The sequence below is a fragment of the Marinobacterium iners genome (assembly GCF_017310015.1).
In the GTDB taxonomy this organism is placed as follows: domain Bacteria; phylum Pseudomonadota; class Gammaproteobacteria; order Pseudomonadales; family Balneatricaceae; genus Marinobacterium; species Marinobacterium iners.
Window position 1 is genome coordinate 4,013,686 of the sequence record NZ_CP022297.1, and the last position, 16,781, is coordinate 4,030,466.

At 53.4% G+C, this 16,781-nt stretch carries 17 protein-coding genes; all 17 read right to left on the reverse strand.

Going from position 1 to position 16,781, the window contains the following annotated elements:
- Nucleotides 1-51: 51 nt before the first annotated feature.
- Nucleotides 52-1,596, reverse strand: coding sequence for a F0F1 ATP synthase subunit alpha (gene atpA, locus CFI10_RS18920; protein ID WP_206837611.1), 1,545 nt, complete (start codon nucleotides 1,594-1,596; stop codon nucleotides 52-54).
- 15 nt (nucleotides 1,597-1,611) lie between these two features.
- Nucleotides 1,612-2,148, reverse strand: a complete 537-nt coding sequence (locus tag CFI10_RS18925) for a F0F1 ATP synthase subunit delta (protein WP_091827876.1) — start codon at nucleotides 2,146-2,148, stop codon at nucleotides 1,612-1,614.
- Between the two features lie 12 nt (nucleotides 2,149-2,160).
- Nucleotides 2,161-2,631 (reverse strand): F0F1 ATP synthase subunit B, encoded by a 471-nt coding sequence (locus CFI10_RS18930; RefSeq protein WP_091827877.1) that lies wholly within the window; start codon nucleotides 2,629-2,631, stop codon nucleotides 2,161-2,163.
- Nucleotides 2,632-2,703: 72 nt separating this feature from the next.
- Nucleotides 2,704-2,931 carry a F0F1 ATP synthase subunit C gene (gene atpE, locus CFI10_RS18935; protein WP_091827878.1) on the reverse strand — a complete coding sequence of 76 codons (228 nt, stop codon included), beginning with the start codon at nucleotides 2,929-2,931 and terminating at the stop codon, nucleotides 2,704-2,706.
- Nucleotides 2,932-3,016: 85 nt separating this feature from the next.
- Entirely contained in the window at nucleotides 3,017-3,838 is an 822-nt protein-coding gene (atpB, locus tag CFI10_RS18940; RefSeq protein WP_091827879.1) for a F0F1 ATP synthase subunit A, read from the reverse strand.
- A 24-nt stretch (nucleotides 3,839-3,862) separates the two neighbouring features.
- Nucleotides 3,863-4,288 carry an ATP synthase subunit I gene (locus CFI10_RS18945; protein WP_206837614.1) on the reverse strand — a complete coding sequence of 142 codons (426 nt, stop codon included), beginning with the start codon at nucleotides 4,286-4,288 and terminating at the stop codon, nucleotides 3,863-3,865.
- 142 nt (nucleotides 4,289-4,430) lie between these two features.
- Nucleotides 4,431-5,324, reverse strand: coding sequence for a ParB/RepB/Spo0J family partition protein (locus CFI10_RS18950; RefSeq protein WP_206842312.1), 894 nt, complete (start codon nucleotides 5,322-5,324; stop codon nucleotides 4,431-4,433).
- Nucleotides 5,324-6,136: a ParA family protein gene (locus CFI10_RS18955; RefSeq protein WP_091827881.1), complete on the reverse strand. Its 813-nt coding sequence runs from the start codon at nucleotides 6,134-6,136 to the stop codon at nucleotides 5,324-5,326. Before CFI10_RS18955 ends, CFI10_RS18950 begins: the two co-directional genes overlap by 1 nt.
- A 2-nt stretch (nucleotides 6,137-6,138) precedes the next feature.
- A complete protein-coding gene (gene rsmG, locus CFI10_RS18960) occupies nucleotides 6,139-6,762 on the reverse strand; it encodes a 16S rRNA (guanine(527)-N(7))-methyltransferase RsmG (protein ID WP_091827882.1) in 624 nt (207 codons plus the stop codon).
- Nucleotides 6,762-8,657 (reverse strand): tRNA uridine-5-carboxymethylaminomethyl(34) synthesis enzyme MnmG, encoded by a 1,896-nt coding sequence (gene mnmG / locus CFI10_RS18965; protein WP_206837615.1) that lies wholly within the window; start codon nucleotides 8,655-8,657, stop codon nucleotides 6,762-6,764. Before mnmG ends, rsmG begins: the two co-directional genes overlap by 1 nt.
- Nucleotides 8,658-9,528: 871 nt before the next feature.
- Entirely contained in the window at nucleotides 9,529-10,107 is a 579-nt protein-coding gene (locus CFI10_RS18970) for a YceI family protein (protein ID WP_242530060.1), read from the reverse strand.
- On the reverse strand, nucleotides 10,100-10,681 hold the full coding sequence (locus CFI10_RS18975) for a cytochrome b (RefSeq protein ID WP_206837617.1): 582 nt from the start codon (nucleotides 10,679-10,681) through the stop codon (nucleotides 10,100-10,102). The genes CFI10_RS18970 and CFI10_RS18975 overlap by 8 nt, the downstream gene beginning before the upstream one ends.
- A gap of 96 nt (nucleotides 10,682-10,777) precedes the next feature.
- Entirely contained in the window at nucleotides 10,778-10,966 is a 189-nt protein-coding gene (locus tag CFI10_RS18980; protein ID WP_206837618.1) for a hypothetical protein, read from the reverse strand.
- 14 nt (nucleotides 10,967-10,980) lie between these two features.
- Nucleotides 10,981-11,454, reverse strand: a complete 474-nt coding sequence (locus tag CFI10_RS18985) for a hypothetical protein (RefSeq protein WP_206837620.1) — start codon at nucleotides 11,452-11,454, stop codon at nucleotides 10,981-10,983.
- 292 nt (nucleotides 11,455-11,746) lie between these two features.
- Nucleotides 11,747-12,781, reverse strand: a complete 1,035-nt coding sequence (locus CFI10_RS18990; protein ID WP_206837625.1) for an IS110 family RNA-guided transposase — start codon at nucleotides 12,779-12,781, stop codon at nucleotides 11,747-11,749.
- 148 nt (nucleotides 12,782-12,929) lie between these two features.
- Complete coding sequence (locus CFI10_RS18995) at nucleotides 12,930-14,615, reverse strand: IS1634 family transposase (RefSeq protein WP_206837627.1); 1,686 nt, start codon at nucleotides 14,613-14,615, stop codon at nucleotides 12,930-12,932.
- Between the two features lie 542 nt (nucleotides 14,616-15,157).
- Entirely contained in the window at nucleotides 15,158-16,600 is a 1,443-nt protein-coding gene (tnpC, locus tag CFI10_RS19000) for an IS66 family transposase (protein ID WP_206834310.1), read from the reverse strand.
- Nucleotides 16,601-16,781: the final 181 nt, after the last annotated feature.

Consider the following 16,781-nt stretch of genomic DNA (forward strand, 5'->3'; position numbering starts at 1 on the left):
CAGTATTGGACCGGCCGGTGTATCTGGCCGGTCACCAGCTCTGACGAGCAATTACCAAGTTTGGGTAGACTTGAACTTCTCGATGCCAGCCTTGAACTGAGCCGCGATTTCGTCGTCGTAACCGCCTTTCTCGTTCACTTTCGCCATCAGATCAGCGTGTTCGCTGTTGAAGTAGGCGACCAGGGCTGCTTCGAATGCACCGATCTTGTCCAGCTCGACACCTTTCAGGAAGCCTTCGTTGGCAGCGTACAGGCTCAGACCCATGTCGGCGACGGACATCGGAGAGTACTGTTTCTGCTTCATCAGCTCGGTTACGGCCTGGCCGTGTTCCAGCTGGTTACGAGTAGCATCATCCAGGTCGGAAGCGAACTGCGCGAACGCTGCCAGCTCACGGTACTGAGCCAGTGCCAGACGCACACCGCCACCCAGCTTCTTGATGATCTTGGTCTGGGCAGAACCACCCACTCGGGATACGGACAGACCTGCGTTGATCGCAGGACGTACGCCAGAGTTGAACAGGCTGGCTTCCAGGAAGATCTGGCCATCGGTGATGGAGATTACGTTGGTCGGTACAAACGCAGATACGTCACCACCCTGGGTTTCGATGATCGGCAGCGCGGTCAGAGAACCGGTCTGGCCTTTCACTTCACCCTTGGTGAACTGTTCAACGTAGTCAGCATTTACACGGGACGCACGCTCCAGCAGACGGGAGTGCAAGTAGAATACGTCACCCGGGTATGCTTCACGGCCCGGCGGACGACGCAGCAGCAGAGAGATCTGACGGTATGCCCAAGCCTGCTTGGTCAGGTCGTCAAATACGATCAGCGCGTCTTCACCGCGGTCACGGAAGTATTCACCCATGGTCGCACCGGCGTACGGTGCCAGGTACTGCATGGCAGCCGGATCAGCAGCGCCTGCAGCGACAACGATGGTGTGATCCATCGCACCGTGCTCTTCCAGCTTGCGCACCACGTTGGCGATGGTGGACTGCTTCTGTCCGATCGCAACGTAGATACACTTGATGCCGGTACCTTTCTGGTTGATGATCGCATCGATCGCAATTGCGGTCTTACCGATCTGACGGTCACCGATGATCAGCTCACGCTGGCCACGGCCAACCGGTACCATCGCGTCAATCGCTTTCAGACCGGTCTGAACCGGCTGATCTACGGACTGACGTGCAATTACACCCGGCGCTACCTTCTCAACCGCGTCGGTGAGCTTGGTATTGACCGGCCCCTTGCCATCGATCGGGTTACCCAGCGCGTCAACAACGCGACCAAGCAGTTCCGGACCAACCGGCACTTCAAGAATACGACCGGTACAACGTGCGGTCATGCCTTCGACCAGACCCTGGTAGTCGCCCAGTACTACGGCGCCGACAGAGTCGCGCTCCAGGTTCAGTGCCATACCGTAGACACCGCCCGGGAATTCGATCATCTCGCCGTACATAACGTCGGCAAGACCGTGGATCAGGATAATACCATCGGATACGCTGACGATGGTGCCCTCGTTACGGGCTTCAGAAGACACATCAAGTTTCTCGATGCGCTTCTTGAGAATCTCGCTGATCTCAGATGGATTCAGTTGCTGCATTGTTATTCCTCACACTCAGGAATTCATCGCTTCGGCCAGTTTCGCCAGTCGTGCGCGAACGGAACCGTCGATCACAAGGTCATCAGAGCGAACAACCACACCCCCGATGATGGATTTATCCACCTGGGATGTAAGCTTCACTTCACGACCCAACTTGGTGCTGAGGGCCTTGGCCAGTTTCTCCTGCTGTGCATCTTCGAGCGGGAAAGCCGTGGTCAGGTCAACATCGACCTTTTTCTCCAGATTGGCTTTCAGGCGCTCGAACTGCACGGAGATCTCTGGCAGCAGGCTCAGCCGGCCGTTTTCGGCCAACAGACGAACAAAGTTCTTGCCTGCTTCATCCGCCTTGGCATCGAGCACTGACAGTACAACGTCAGCTTTTTGCTCGCCGCTCAGGGACGGATTGCTCAGCACTCGGGTCATCAGGCTGTCACTGGCCGCCATGGCGACAAGTGACAGTGTCTGAGACCATTGATCGAGGTTGCCCTTCTCACGCGCATATTCGAATGCGGCTTTGGTGTAGGGCCGGGCGACTGTATTGAGTTCAGCCATCGTAAACCTCGCTTAAAGCTCAGCTGCCAGTTTCTCAACCAGCTTAGCGTGCGCTTTTTCGTCAACAGAGGCTTCCAGAATCTTTTCAGCACCGGCAATTGCCAGTGTAGCCACCTGAGCGCGCAGTGTTTCGCGTGCACGGTTGACTTCCTGTTCGAGTTCAGCCTGAGCAGATGCTTTCACACGGTCGGCTTCGACACGTGCCTGCTCCTTGGCTTCTTCGATGATCTGGTTAGCCCGCTTGTTGGCCTGTTCAATGATGGCGGCTGCCTCTTCCTTGCTTGCACGCATTCCGTCAGCTGCTTTTTCCTGTGCCAGCTGGAGATCACGTTTAGCACGGTCGGCCGCATCAAGCCCTTCGGCAATCTTCTTCTTACGCTCAGCCAGGGCACCGGTAATCGGTGGCCAGACGTATTTCATACAAAATACGACGAAGAGGAAGAATGCAATGGCCTGACCAATGATGGTGAGATTGATATTCACGCCATTACCTCTCGCGGTTGTCTGTTCAAGTAGTTACCCCCGCAGGGGCGCAGTGCCATTCGAACTACTTAATTAAGCAACAGCGAACAGGACGTACAGACCCAGACCAACACCGATCATCGGGATCGCGTCAACCAGGCCCATTACGATGAAGAACTGAGTACGCAGCAGAGGAACCAGTTCAGGCTGACGAGCAGCACCTTCCAGGAACTTGCCACCCAGGATACCGATGCCGATAGCAGCACCAATAGCACCCAGACCCAGCATCAGCGCAGCAGCGATATACAGCATTGCTTCCATTTTTTCTCTCCAACTATTTTCAAGGTTAAGTTAGTTAGTTTTGCAAAGGTAAATCGGTTGTTCAGTAAACTCTATCCGTTACAACTCAGTGATCATCATGCGCCATGGCGAGGTACACAATTGTCAGCACCATGAAGATGAACGCCTGCAGAGTAATAACCAGGATATGGAAGATCGCCCAGGGTACAGACAGCACCCACTGCGCCCAAAACGGCAGCAGCGCGATCAGGATGAAGATCATTTCGCCCGCGTACATGTTGCCGAACAGTCGCAGTGCCAGCGACACCGGTTTGGCAAGCAGACCAACCAGCTCAAGGAACAGGTTGAACGGAGCAAATATTTTCGGCAGCGGCTGGAATGAAAGCTCAGCCAGGAACCCGCTCACACCTTTCTGCTTGATGCTGTAGTAAACAATCAGGGCAAACACGCTCAATGCCATGCCGCCGGTAGCGTTCACGTCAGTGGTCGGTACAATTTTCATGTACTCAACACCCATCTGCGCAAAGATGTAAGGCACCCAGTCAACCGGCACCAGGTCCATCAGGTTCATCAGGAAAATCCAGACGAAGATGGTCAGTGCCAGTGGGGCAATTACGGCATTCTTGTGGTGAAAGATGCTTTTAACGTTCTCATCGATGAACTCGATCAGAGTTTCAACGAAGTTCTGCGCCCCCCCAGGAACACCGGCTGTCATACTTTTGGCCACCTTGCGGAAGAACCATATAAACAGCAGGCCCAGCCCCACGGACCACAGCATTGTATCGACGTTGATCGCCCAGAAACCCATCTCTGCCGCTTCCTGCGCACCGTGCGCGAAGCTCCAACCGTTTTCGGGATGATTCCCGAACGTCAAGTTGGTCAAGTGATGGGAAATGTATTCTGAGGATGTAACTGTTCCACTTGCCATTCTCAGTATCTCTCATTCAAAGTTTCAGGAACTGTGTCTGCACTGCTTCAGCTGCAGTATCCATCCGGATAGCTGCAGCAGTATGAAGGTGCCAAATAGGGGAAATGGGCTCAAAGGCTGAACCAGCATGAAGGTTGCACTGAACAGCGCAACCGCCAGCATCATTTTCCCTATTTCGCTCGCATACATACGAATCACGATGCGATGGGCGTTATCGGCGTCCTGGCTGGAAAGTGCCCGCCAGGCAAAATACAGATTCGGAATCAGGTAAAGCAGACCACCCAGCAGGGCCGAATATGCTTGTGTCACCCCGAGCAACAAACAGGCCACAGATACACTGAGTATCAACACGGCCTGTTGCAGGAAGATTCGCTTGAATCCCTTGATGCTGCGCCTGTCACGTACACTGACAGCCGCTTTTGGGACTTGCTCCGCTGTACTCTTCCTCAATCCTGATCCTGTATCGTCCGAAACAGTGCCCAAATAGCGGGCAGATTATAGGCATTCCCCCCCTGTTTCTCAACTGAAACCCGGAAGATTTGCACTAAGGTCTTACCCTAAGCCAGTACGACTGGATATTACCTGATGCGGGTCAGCCAATCAGCTGCAGGATTGCATCGAGTTCATCACGCGACTTGAAATTTATTGAAATCTTGCCCTTGCCGCTTGCCGTCGCATTGATCTTGACTGGTACAGAAAAACGCTGAGACAGCTCTCCTGCAAGCTGCTGCAGCTGTTCGTCTGGCTGCTTTGACGGCTTTTCTTCGGCATCAGCGGGTTGCTGAAAACGCTTCACCAACAACTCGGTTTCGCGTACCGAAAGCCCTCTGGTGACGACCTCATCTGCCGCCTTGATCTGAACCAGCCCTTCCAGGGCCAGCAATGCCCTCGCATGGCCCATTTCGATATCGCCATACTCCAGCATTTTTTTGACCTCATCAGTCAAATTCATCAACCGGAGCAAGTTGGTAATCGTGGAGCGGGACTTGCCAACGGCATCAGCGACCTGCTGCTGGGTCAGCTCAAACTCGGTCTGCAGACGATGCAGCGCGATCGCTTCCTCGATTGGGTTGAGATTTTCACGCTGAATGTTTTCAATCAGGGCCATGGCGATGGCTGCTTCATCGGGCACATCGCGGATAATCACCGGAATTGTGCTCAATCCCGCCATCTGTGCCGCTCGCCAGCGCCTCTCACCTGCGATGATTTCGTAACGTCCCTCCGCTACCGGTCGGACCACAATCGGCTGCATGACGCCCTGGGCACGAATCGAGTTTGCCAGCTCTTCCAATGCCTGCGGTTCTAGATCACGCCGTGGCTGATAACGACCACGCTGGATGTCATCCAGTGGCATCTGTCGCAAGTCACCCTGCTTGTCTGCGGCCTGACGTGCCTCGGTCTGTTCCGCGTAAGGTGAGTCTTCTGCCGCCACATCAGACAGCAACGCATCCAGCCCGCGCCCCAGTCCCCGTTTTTTCGCTACCATCATTCAGCTTCCTGTTCCGTTGTCACCACCGCCTCTGCGGTGCGTTCCCGATCCGTACGGCGAATCAATTCACCAGCCAGAGCCAGATAGGCCAGAGCCCCGCGGGAGCTCTTGTCATACTGCAGTGCCGGCAGACCATGGCTTGGCGCTTCAGCCAGACGCACATTACGGGGGATCACCGTGCGATAGACCTTATCCCCGAAATACTCCACCAAGTGAGTGGATACATCCTTCGTCAGGCTCATGCGCGGATCGTACATGGTGCGCAGTATGCCCTCGATCTTCAGCTCCGGATTCAGGCGCTGATTGATCTTGTTGATGGTCCCGACCAGTGCACTGATTCCCTCCAGTGCATAGTACTCACACTGCATAGGAATGATCACACCGGATGATGCCGCCAGTGCGTTGACCGTCAGCAGATTGAGTGACGGCGGGTTGTCGATCAGGATGAAGTCATAGTCATCCATCACCGGCATCAGTGCCATCTTGAGCCGGAATTCACGCCGCGGGAGCTGCAGCAGCTCAACCTCGGCAGCCGTCAGGTCGCCATTGGCACCGATCAGATGATAGCCGCACAGGGTATCCTTGATGATCGCATTGGCGGCATCGGTCTGATCTGTCAGGAGCTCATACACCGAATGTTCCAGTTGATGCTTGTCGATGCCGCTGCCCATGGTGGCATTCCCCTGGGGGTCCAGGTCGATCATCAGTACCCGTTTGCGGGTCGCGGCAAGAGATGCCGCCAGGTTGACGCAGGTGGTGGTTTTACCCACACCACCCTTCTGATTGGTGATTGTGATGATCTTGGCCACGTTCAGATTCTCCCAAGGATCAGCAGGTGTCGCTCGCCATCGGTATCCGGCAGGTTAAGCCGGTGTACGTCCTGCAATGAAAACCCTGCCGGTATCTGTTCGAGTTCGGCTTCAGGATACAGTCCTTTCATCGCCAGAAACACTCCACTTGGCGCGGCCAAATGACCGCTGAGTGTCAGCATGTCAGAAATGGAAGCAAAGGCGCGTGAAACTATCATGTCGAAAGGGGCTGCCTCTACCTGTTCCACTCGACCGTTGATAACGGTCAGATTATCCAGCCCCAACTCGATTCGCACCTGCTGCTGAAACCGAGTCTTCTTGCCGTTACTGTCCAGTGTGGTGACATCAAGATCGGGACGGCAGATCGCCAGCGGAATACCGGGCAGACCGGGGCCACTGCCCACATCAAGCAGACGTCCCGAGCCAATCCAGGGCAGAATGCTCAAGCTGTCCACCAGGTGACGGCTGATCATCTCCTGCGGATCACGCACAGCGGTCAGGTTGTATGCCTTGTTCCACTTCACCAGCAATTGATGATAGGCCAGCAGGCGCTCGACTTGTGTTTCGTTGAGGTCGAGTTTCAGTTGTTTCAGCGCCTGCTCGAGCGTGTGGCGATACCGATCCATCAATGTTGCACCTGTGTCCTGTTATGGCTGAGTTGGCGTTTTTTCAGATATACCAGCAGCAACGAAATCGCTGCAGGTGTCATACCCTGAATGCGTGAAGCCTGTGCCAGGGTTTCCGGGCGCTGTTGACCCAGCTTGAGTTTCAACTCATTGGACAGACCACTGACCTGACTGTAATCGAAATCATCCGGCAAGCGAGTGTTTTCCTGGCGGCGCATCTGCTCGATTTCAGTCTTTTGCCGCTCGATATAGCCGGAATATTTGAGCTGGATCTCAACCTGCTCTGCGGCCTGAGCGTCATTGATCGGCTCGCCCTTGAGCCAGGCCACGTCGTTGTAGCCCAACTCGGGGCGCTTGATCAGGTCGGCCAGATTGTATTCTCGGGTCAGCTCACTTTTCAGACGGCTGCTGAGTTGCTCTGCTTCGACCGTAGCGGGATGTACCCAAGTATTTTTCAGGCGTTGCAGCTCCAGCTCCATCGCTTCGCGCTTGGCCTCGAACCGCATCCAGCGTTCATCGCCGACCAGCCCCAGTTCACGCCCCTTTTCGGTCAAGCGCAGATCGGCGTTGTCTTCACGCAGAATCAAACGGTATTCCGCCCGACTGGTAAACATGCGATAGGGCTCGGAGGTACCCAGCGTGATCAGATCATCGACCAGAACACCGATATAGGCTTCATCGCGGCGAGGATACCACTGCTCGCGCTCAAGTGCGCGTGCTGCTGCGTTGTAACCCGCCAGCAGGCCCTGAGCGCCGGCTTCTTCGTAACCGGTCGTTCCGTTGATCTGACCGGCAAAATAAAGACCACTGATATGTTTTGTTTCCAACGTATGACGCAGATCCTGCGGGTTGAAAAAGTCATATTCGATGGCATAGCCCGGTCGGGTGATATGTGCATGTTCAAAACCGCGAATCGAACGAACCAGCTCCATCTGTACATCAAACGGCAGACTGGTGGAGATGCCGTTGGGATATAGCTCATGGGTAGTAAGGCCTTCAGGTTCAACAAAAACCTGGTGTTGATCCTTGTCCGCGAAGCGATTGATCTTATCTTCGATAGAGGGGCAGTAACGAGGTCCAATCCCTTCGATCACGCCGGTATACATGGGCGACCGGTCCAACCCGCCACGAATAATGTCATGGGTACGGGCGTTGGTATGGGTGATGAAACAACTGACCTGCTGTGGGTGCTCATCCCGGCTGCCCATGAAAGACATGACCGGTGTTGGAGTATCACCCGGCTGAGGCTGCATGACGGAAAAATCGACACTGCGGGCATCGATGCGCGGAGGTGTGCCAGTCTTGAGCCTATCGACCCGTAACGGCAATTCTCGTAATCGCTGTGCCAAACGGATTGAAGGCGGATCACCGGCACGGCCACCGGCATGATGATCCAGTCCGATATGGATAACACCTCCGAGGAAGGTACCTGCAGTCAGAACCACGGAACGTGCGTGAAAACGAATGCCGGTTTGAGTCACTACCCCCTTGACCTGTTCACCTTCCACGATCAAGTCATCAGCCGCCTGCTGGAAAATATGCAGTTTAGGCTGATTCTCCAGTATCGAACGAACGGCAGCCTTGTAGAGGATACGATCAGCCTGGGCGCGTGTTGCACGTACAGCAGGCCCCTTGCGGGCATTAAGTACCCGAAACTGGATACCCCCTCGATCAGTTGCCCGTGCCATCGCCCCATCAAGCGCATCGATCTCTTTCACCAGATGACTCTTGCCGATCCCGCCGATGGCTGGGTTGCAGGACATCTGACCCAGCGTTTCGATGTTGTGTGTCAGAAGCAGAGTTTTGGCACCGATGCGTGCGGATGCCAAAGCGGCTTCTGTTCCGGCATGTCCGCCGCCGATCACGATTACATCAAAGTGGTCAGGGTAATCCACTGCACAGGCCTCACAGATTGTGTTGTCGAACTGACCGCATGGGTCGGGTGAAAAGGCTGACAAGTATAGCGTTCTGAAGTGCTGCAGGAAATGGTCAAATATTGAACAGCTCTTTTTCTTCTTATATATAAGTAAGGATAAGTAAGGTTTATATATAAAGATGATTATTGTTTGTTATGTATGGTCAGCCACATTTCCGTTGATAGTACGGTTTTTTGCATGTATTTCATATGGTTAGACATCGTCAAACCCTGTATACCCTTGCCCGTTTGACTGGTGACGCCCTTTGGATGAGCTGTGTGTAAAACAGCACTATATCCACAGCCTGAATTGTTCCACCGTTTGTGCACAGATGCTTCCGGGACAGGAACACAGTTTCCGGACAGGCTGGTGTGAATTGTATATTCATGTGGTTAAGAGCAGAGCAAGCTGTACGCTGGCTGTGAATTGATTTCGACAACACAAACAAGGCCTGAATATCGTGAAGATATACCTGTTGGTAAGTCTGTGTGTGGTATGTATAACATGAGCAGGTTTTATTGCAGGATGGGATTGGCAAGTTGTGCCATGATAACAGGGTAAAACCATTAAGAACTTTAAAAACAGCAGGTTACGAATATTATATCTGTGGATAAGCAGGGTTTATCATAAAGCCAACCCTTGTTTTGCACAGGCTATCACAATGCCGGTCAATAAATGTCCAGTAGGGTTAGGCCCGAAATCAGTGACACATGTGGGTAAGATACCGAAAAAAAATTCGTCTTTGCCTGTGGGTAAGTAGCAAGAAACGCTAAAGCCGCTGCAAAGCGATAAAAACAGGGGGGAAATGAAGGTGGAAAGGCCGACGGTGCCGGCCTTGATTGTGCAGAGCTTACTGGCGGATGCCTTCAATACTCAAAATCAGTTCGACTTCCTGTGCAGCAGGGCCAAGATCCATATCGATATTGTAGTCCTTCAGGCGAATGCTGGTGCTGCCTTCGAAACCTGCGCGGTATCCACCCCAAGGGTCTTCACCCTCACCCAGATGTTGGGCATCAATGATCACTTCGCGGGTCGCGCCGTTCAGTGTCAGGTTACCCTTGATCTCCAGCGTGCCATCCTCAGACGCAGTCACAGAAGTGGACTCAAAGCGTGCAACGGGATGAGCGTCCACATTGAGAAAGTCTGCGCTGCGCAGGTGTTTGTCACGTTCGGCATGATTTGAATCCACGCTGGCAGTATTGATATTGACGCTCACAATGCTGTCTTCCGGTGATTCGGAATCCCAGTTGAAGCGGCCATCAAACTCATTGAAGCGGCCGTAGAGCCAGCTGTAGCCCAGATGACTTATCTTGAAATTGACAAAAGCATGCTGGCCTTCGATATCAATGGCATATTCCGCTGCCTGTGCTGTCACAGCAGACATTGTCAGCATTGAACCCAATGCCATACCGGCAAACAGTTTATTCATTATGACTCTCCTTGGTATTAGTGGACCCCGGCCTCAACATGCGGATGAGGGTGGTGTCACGATCAATGAAATGATGCTTGAGCGCACCCAGAATGTGCAGGGCTACTAACGCAAGTACGCCCATGGCCAACCAGTAATGCACAGCCCCTGCGCGATCGGCCTGACCAGGAAGCTCGGTGATCAATGCAGGCAGTTCAAACCAGCCAAATACACTGATGCCCTGGCCCTTGGCGGTCGAGATCAGATAACCACTGATCAGAATGGCAAACAGCATGAAGTAGAGCAGAGCATGAGCGGCATGGGCAAGACGAACCTCCCAGCGACGATGGCTGGGAAGTGTCTTGGGTTGAGGGTTTGTCAATCGCCACAGCAGGCGTGCAACAAGAACAGCGGCCAGACTTAAACCGATACTCTTGTGCCAGAATGGTGCAAGCTTGTACCAGGGGCTGTAATAGTTCAGTTCGACCATCCACAGCCCCAAGGCAATAAGACCGAACACTGTCAACGCAACCAGCCAATGCAGCAGGATGCTGATCAATCCATAGGACTCTATTGTGTTACGCAGGGCTGGCATTCTTCTCCTCCTGATTCAGTGCAATGATTGTCACACTAAAAGGAGAATCAATTAAGCCGTCTGAATGGTGCAAATATATCAGTTTTTTTGATTGTTCTACCCTGTATGGTTTGTAGCCAAGCCCAACAAAAAAAGAATCATTATGGCCAAGATAGAGCCAATACTTTTCAATTTTTTATTAGCGAACTTGAAGTCAAACTTCCCGACTACAAATAGCACAAGGTAAACAATAGCGGCACTCATCAGCAAGCGGCCCAGTAAATTCCCTACAACATAGGCGTCCATTAGTGTATTTCCTTTTAATTATTGGGAAGAGGTTTCAAGTTACTGATTATTTTAGTCAGCATTGGATGGATGTGTTCTGACTTTCCCTGAGCGGTAACAGCAAAAAAAGCTACGGAGCGTCCTGAAGGCATCATACCGGCAAAACTGAGCGCTTCGTAATCCACCCCTTCAGATCTCAAAGACAGAAGCTCTTCATAACCTACGATGTCGCCATAGGTTACTTTTTCCATTTTTCGCATGACTTCAGGATTCATGGCACTTGCGCTCTTGCGTACAGTTGCCAAAGATTTCAGTGCAATCAAAGGTAAAAGTTCCTTTTTGATCGTGATATCAGGCACACTGACAATATCAATACTTGTGGGTGGATAATAGTCCTCAGGTGTACTGAGTATTATCGCATGGGTATCACGGCGGCGTTGAGTTTCCCAGTTCCATTGTGGTCGCGCGGGTACAAATATTTGAAGGCCTGCTTCGGGTACATCTGTCACGGCAAAGGGGCGTTTGGCCCCCCGAGTTCATATATGGTCTTCTCCCGTTTTGCAAACCATGCCTGATGAAAATAGGTTGCTGTCGTATATTCGGTCTCAGATGAAGCTCAATGATCGCTTCGGACCCAGATGAAGCATTCGCACATACTCGGCTTTATCGACAGTACGGTGTTTTCAATCACCAACGAACTCTGCAAGCTTTCAAGTATGTCGGTTTGACCTGTTATTCATCATGTCATGGTTAACGCAAACCTTGGGTGGTCAGCTCCTTAAATAGCCTTACAAGTCAGATTCATGCAGCGGCAGCATGCCTGATGAGGAAGCGCTCTTTTTTGGCAACACACACCCAGGCGAATCGAACCATTTTATTAGCATAGGCAACCACCGCTCGATTAAAGCCTCTATGCTCAACGAGGCGTTGAATCCAGCGACTCAATGGGTCATCTTTCTTGCTCGCTCTTGATACCACTGCACGCGCCCCGTGAATCACTGCACTGCGCACCCGCGCGTCACCGCGTTTCGAGATACCCATTAACCGTGCTTTACCACCCGTACTGTGCTGTCGTGGTACCAAACCCAGGGCCGCGGAGGCATCTCGCCCTTTACTGAACTGCTGACCGTTCCCCATCCACTGTTTCAGGGCATGAGCGACAATATCACCGACTCCCGGGATCGCAAGCATACGTTGACAGGCACTATCCTTTTCGACCGATTTTTTTAACTGCTCATCGTACCAGTCGACCTCCTCGTCTAGTGCCATCAGCCTCTCTCGCTGTCGTGACAGCAGCAGCCGCATTCGATAGGTCAATTGATTATCTGCATCTTCCAGGATCTCGGGGAGACTCCGTTTCAGTATGTGCAAACCAACAGGTAATACGATTCCATATTCAGCCAGAATGCCACGTATGTGATTGGCTAAACGGGTACGATCATGCACCAGTTGCTGCCGGATGCGTGCGAAAGTGGAGTCGTCTTGTTCATCAATTGTCTTTGGCAGCACCGGCCGTATAGCCCCATGATGACAGGCTTCAGCAATCGCTTGGGCATCGTTGTAATCGTTTTTCTGTCCACGGGAATAACCTTTCACATGCTGCGCTGGCAACAGAACAACGTTATGGCCTAACTGCGTGAGCGTTCGAGCCCAGTAATGTGAACTGGCACAGGCTTCCATAGCAATTGTTGACTCCGGCCTTTGGGCGATATAACTCACCAACTGGCTGCGCGTGCGCTTCTTCTTTTCAACAACGCGACAGGATCTATCAACTACAACGATGTAGAAACTGTTTTTTGCCAGATCGATACCGACAGTATGTTGTTGAGTAGCCATGACCTGTACTCCCGTATTAACTGTGACGTTCTCGTTACATTATGGGGCACATCCTTGGAATGCGCTCCGAGGGAGGGAGAAGACCATTTAATCAACAGTTAGCGTTATAAGCTATTGATTCGTATAGACAGCACTGCAAAACGCTCCACTACACGATCAGGTTATCAGGGCCAACGCTGGGTTTTTCGATGCTAAGAGCCTTGAAGATATCCAGCTGCTCCCGGCTCATGCTGGACACGCCTGTCACGGTGCTGCCACCGAGGGTGGCCTGGTGATATTGGATACGCCGTAACTGCTCCAGTGCCCGCATGGGCGAGTGTTCGGAGCCTGCTGCCTTTAAGCGCATCCGCATCACGCGGTGCAGAACCAAAGCGATAAAGCAGATCATGGCATGGGCTCTGATCCGCTCAGGCAGCCGGTGGTATACCGGGCCGATTTCGATATCCGATTTCAGCGCCTTGAAGCCTCGCTCGATGTCTGCCAGTGATTTGTAGTGTTTGACCACCTCTGTTGGTGACAGGTCCTTGACGTTGGTGACCAGCAGCAGCTTGCCATCCATCAGGCGCGCACGTTTCAGGGCTTTTTCGTCAATATCGTAGCTGAACAGCTCACTTTTCAGGTCAATACGCACGATTTTGGCCAACGAGGATTCGCTGACCTCTTTGTATAAACGGGCTGTTGCACCACCATCAGACAGCTTGCGACCGCGTGTGGTCTTGCCTTCATCCTGCCGGATAAGCTTCTCGGCCAGGCGCTGTGCTTCCTCTTCAATCGCGTTGATTCTGGCATCACGGGCCACGGTTTCATCGGCGGCACGTACGGGATCGTGGGCTACGATCAGGCGCTGCTCCTGCCAGTGTGTCTCTGTGATCACTTCCGCGTCGGCGGAGTCAAAAACCGTGCGCTGCAAGGGCTCCAGGATCGGTTCGAAGTCACTATAACGACGCCCGGGAACCGCCAGAATAAACTCAACCGGTTGACCGTTCGGCAGTGTCATCTGCTTCAGCTCATCCAGGTTGTCGACCGACAGTAACCCACGGTCCGCAACCACGACAATGCGTTTCACCGGGAAGCGCTCAATGATCGTTTTCAGGGTGGGCTGAAGCGTTTTAACTTCTGCGGTGTTGCCTTCAAACACCTCATGGTACAGCGGCAGTCCTTCGGCCGTCTGAACCATGCCCAGCATGACCTGGCGACGGATGCCGCCGTCCTTGGAGCGCCCGTACTGCCTGAGTTCTTCGTCCTGCTCGGTCAAGCCTTCGGCACGGATGGTGGTCATGTCGTAGAAGACGACTGACAGTTCCTGATCGATCAGCGGACGCAGCAGCTCAGTGACTTTGTCATTGACGGCATCACGTTGAGTATTAAGCGCATCCATTGCCCGCAGCAGGTGCTGATGGTCGACTTTTTTGATACTGCCAACACCAGGAATACAGACGGTCTCCAGCCAGCGCAGCACGCCCAGCTTGGAGTCCGGCGAGGTCAGGCGGTTCATGACCATGATGCGGATCAAGGCTTCGATCTGGATGCTGTGACGCGTGCCGCGGAAGGCCTTGCGCAGCTGTTCAAAGCCGAGAGCATTCCAGAGCTGAGTCAGTGCCCAGACATCACCCAGGGCACGAGATGACTCAAAGCTGACGGCGGGCTTATCCGGCAGTGATCGCCCGGTAATCCGGCACAGACCTTCGACCACAGACTCCAGCTCATCACCGAGCTTGTCGAGACGGCCGAGGGTCGCAATCGTGCGTTGTTTTGGGCGGCCGTTCTCGTCTCGATAGGCTTCAACGAGCTGCACATACTTGCGAGGGCCGGACTTGGTGACTTTGACGTACATGCCATGACTTTATCATCTTTTTATGACCGTTTAAACTGAAAAGATATCCACAGACGTGCCACTACAAAGCTTTAGGCGTCTAAAAAGCGGAAACCCGCATGAATACTGGGCTGCGGTGTGTAAAAGAGACGATTTTCAGTGGATAACTGTCGAACTCGGGTGGCCCGCTGCTCTTCGGCCTGTGATGGCACCGCGATAAAAAAATGTATGAATAAGGTGACTAAAGCTAAAAGGTTCAGACGGTTTCTGGACATGATTAATTCTTCCTGATTATCAGTCGTTATAAAACGGAGGCGTTCATCCTGAATAGCGGATAGTACCCTACTGAGTAGCCTCAGTAGGGTCAATAAGTCAATATGACCGTTTTAATTTTTCAATCCAAAGGTTCGATTCGCAAGCTGCCTTCCGGCTTTAATGTCAGCTTCGCTTTGCGCCAACCCAGCCCATCTTCAGACATCTGATTATGTAACTTGAGCAGTGCATTTTCTGAAGCGGTGCTGTCAGGTAGCATAAATCTATGGTAACTATTCAGTTGGCTTGATTTAAAAAGTTTTCGGATTATCGCTTGGCGCTGCCATGAAGGTCGGCAAACGTCCTTCGAACAACAGTGTCAACGCCTCGGAACCACTCAGGTTTTGCTTGCGCGCCGTCGACAGATAGCTGCGCACACGACAGAAGATCTGTGCCCCATCCATCGAGCGGAAGCAGCCAGAGATCTTCTGCTGCACCTTGAGCATACGGATATCACGCTCGCCTTGGTTGTTCGTAAAGGGGACCGCCGGATCGTCCAGAAAGCGCAAAACATCTGCCTCATAGTCGCGCAACCGCTCCAGCAGGTTGCGCGCCCGAGAGCGTTTGAGCCGACCACGCTTGCCCTGCCGTTGGTTTTCATCCGGTGGCGGACACTCGTCTTCCGCTTTTTTGAGGCATTGCCGGTAGGCCTTTCGCCACCCTTCTGCCTTTTCAGGCGGCAGGCTGCCGCCCGCACTCTTAACGGCATCCTCCATGGTGCACAACAGGGTTTGCATGCGCTGCGCCCAGGTCTGTTTGTCCTGCTCCCAGGCGCGCTGAAGCTCGCGCAGATGGTGGGCATTACAGAGCGCATGCCGGCACTGATAGCGGTAGTACGGTTTCCAGTGGTCATGACAAAGCACGCCGTGGAAGCGCGGCAGGATACCGATGGCCTCCATCGCCTCGTGACCCCGGTGAGCATGGGGCGCCAGCCAGGTCAGGTCATCATTCGAGGCGCAATGCAGCCAGCGGCGTTGGCCACCGATGTTGATGCTGGTTTCATCGGCGTGAATCAGCACCGACTCGGCCAGACGGTCCTTAACCCAGTGCTCGAAGCCCTCAGCTTTGTCGAAAGCGTCTTGGTTGAAGTTGAACAGCGACCCTGCGCTGAGCGGGATACCAACCTGATCCTCAAAGTATTCGCGGACACGTTCGTAGGGCAGCAGCTGGTACTGCGACAGATACACCGCATGCGCTTTCAAGCGGGGACCATACTGCACCGGACGATCAACACCGGCCGGGAATGGCGCTGTGACGCGTTGCCCCTGTTCGTTCTCCAGGATCTCGGCCTGGTACTCGGTCACGAAGCGGCTGATATCCAGATCGAAGACCTGACGCTTTTCATAGCCGACCACGCGGAATGCGCTGCCCTTAGGCAGGGTGCGCCGGTCGACCTTCACGGTCTTGATCGCATCCGGCTCCTCGACCCGTTGCAGCGTCTTGCCAATACGGCCAGGCTGTCCGCCCGGTTTACGCTCACCTTTACTGCGGCTCTTCTTGGGCCGGTTCGGATCCTGGGAGGGCGGCGTACTGCTGTTGGTACTGTTCGTGTTGAGCCGGCCGGTCATCATCTGGATCAGCACCATCATCATCTCAATGGCTGCGCGCAGAGATGGCGAGAGTGTCTTGTCGTCCTGGAGCTGTTGTCTGACGTTCGCCAAGATGGCGTCGACATCCATATTGCTGATCTTCATGAGCCTGAGTATCGTCGATTGATGGCCTATTATCGCACGACTTTTTCAGGTCAAATTTTTCGCTTTGTGTGCGGATCTGAGCAACTTTTACATTGCTCCCACGCTCCGAGACATAGAGCTCCGCCAGACGCCACAGAGTGGCGGTACGGCACCTTGAGGCAGGCTTTAAAGCGAAATACCG

Coding starts and splice junctions, on each gene's coding strand:
- CFI10_RS18975 (WP_206837617.1), bottom strand. CDS start 10,681: ATGCCAGCCCTGCGTAACACAATAGAGTCCTATGGATTGATCAGCATC.
- CFI10_RS18925 (WP_091827876.1), bottom strand. CDS start 2,148: ATGGCTGAACTCAATACAGTCGCCCGGCCCTACACCAAAGCCGCATTC.
- CFI10_RS18970 (WP_242530060.1), bottom strand. CDS start 10,107: ATGAATAAACTGTTTGCCGGTATGGCATTGGGTTCAATGCTGACAATG.
- tnpC (WP_206834310.1), bottom strand. CDS start 16,600: ATGAAGATCAGCAATATGGATGTCGACGCCATCTTGGCGAACGTCAGA.
- CFI10_RS18980 (WP_206837618.1), bottom strand. CDS start 10,966: ATGGACGCCTATGTTGTAGGGAATTTACTGGGCCGCTTGCTGATGAGT.
- CFI10_RS18990 (WP_206837625.1), bottom strand. CDS start 12,781: ATGGCTACTCAACAACATACTGTCGGTATCGATCTGGCAAAAAACAGT.
- CFI10_RS18995 (WP_206837627.1), bottom strand. CDS start 14,615: ATGTACGTCAAAGTCACCAAGTCCGGCCCTCGCAAGTATGTGCAGCTC.
- rsmG (WP_091827882.1), bottom strand. CDS start 6,762: ATGGATCGGTATCGCCACACGCTCGAGCAGGCGCTGAAACAACTGAAA.
- atpA (WP_206837611.1), bottom strand. CDS start 1,596: ATGCAGCAACTGAATCCATCTGAGATCAGCGAGATTCTCAAGAAGCGC.
- atpE (WP_091827878.1), bottom strand. CDS start 2,931: ATGGAAGCAATGCTGTATATCGCTGCTGCGCTGATGCTGGGTCTGGGT.
- CFI10_RS18950 (WP_206842312.1), bottom strand. CDS start 5,324: ATGGTAGCGAAAAAACGGGGACTGGGGCGCGGGCTGGATGCGTTGCTG.
- atpB (WP_091827879.1), bottom strand. CDS start 3,838: ATGGCAAGTGGAACAGTTACATCCTCAGAATACATTTCCCATCACTTG.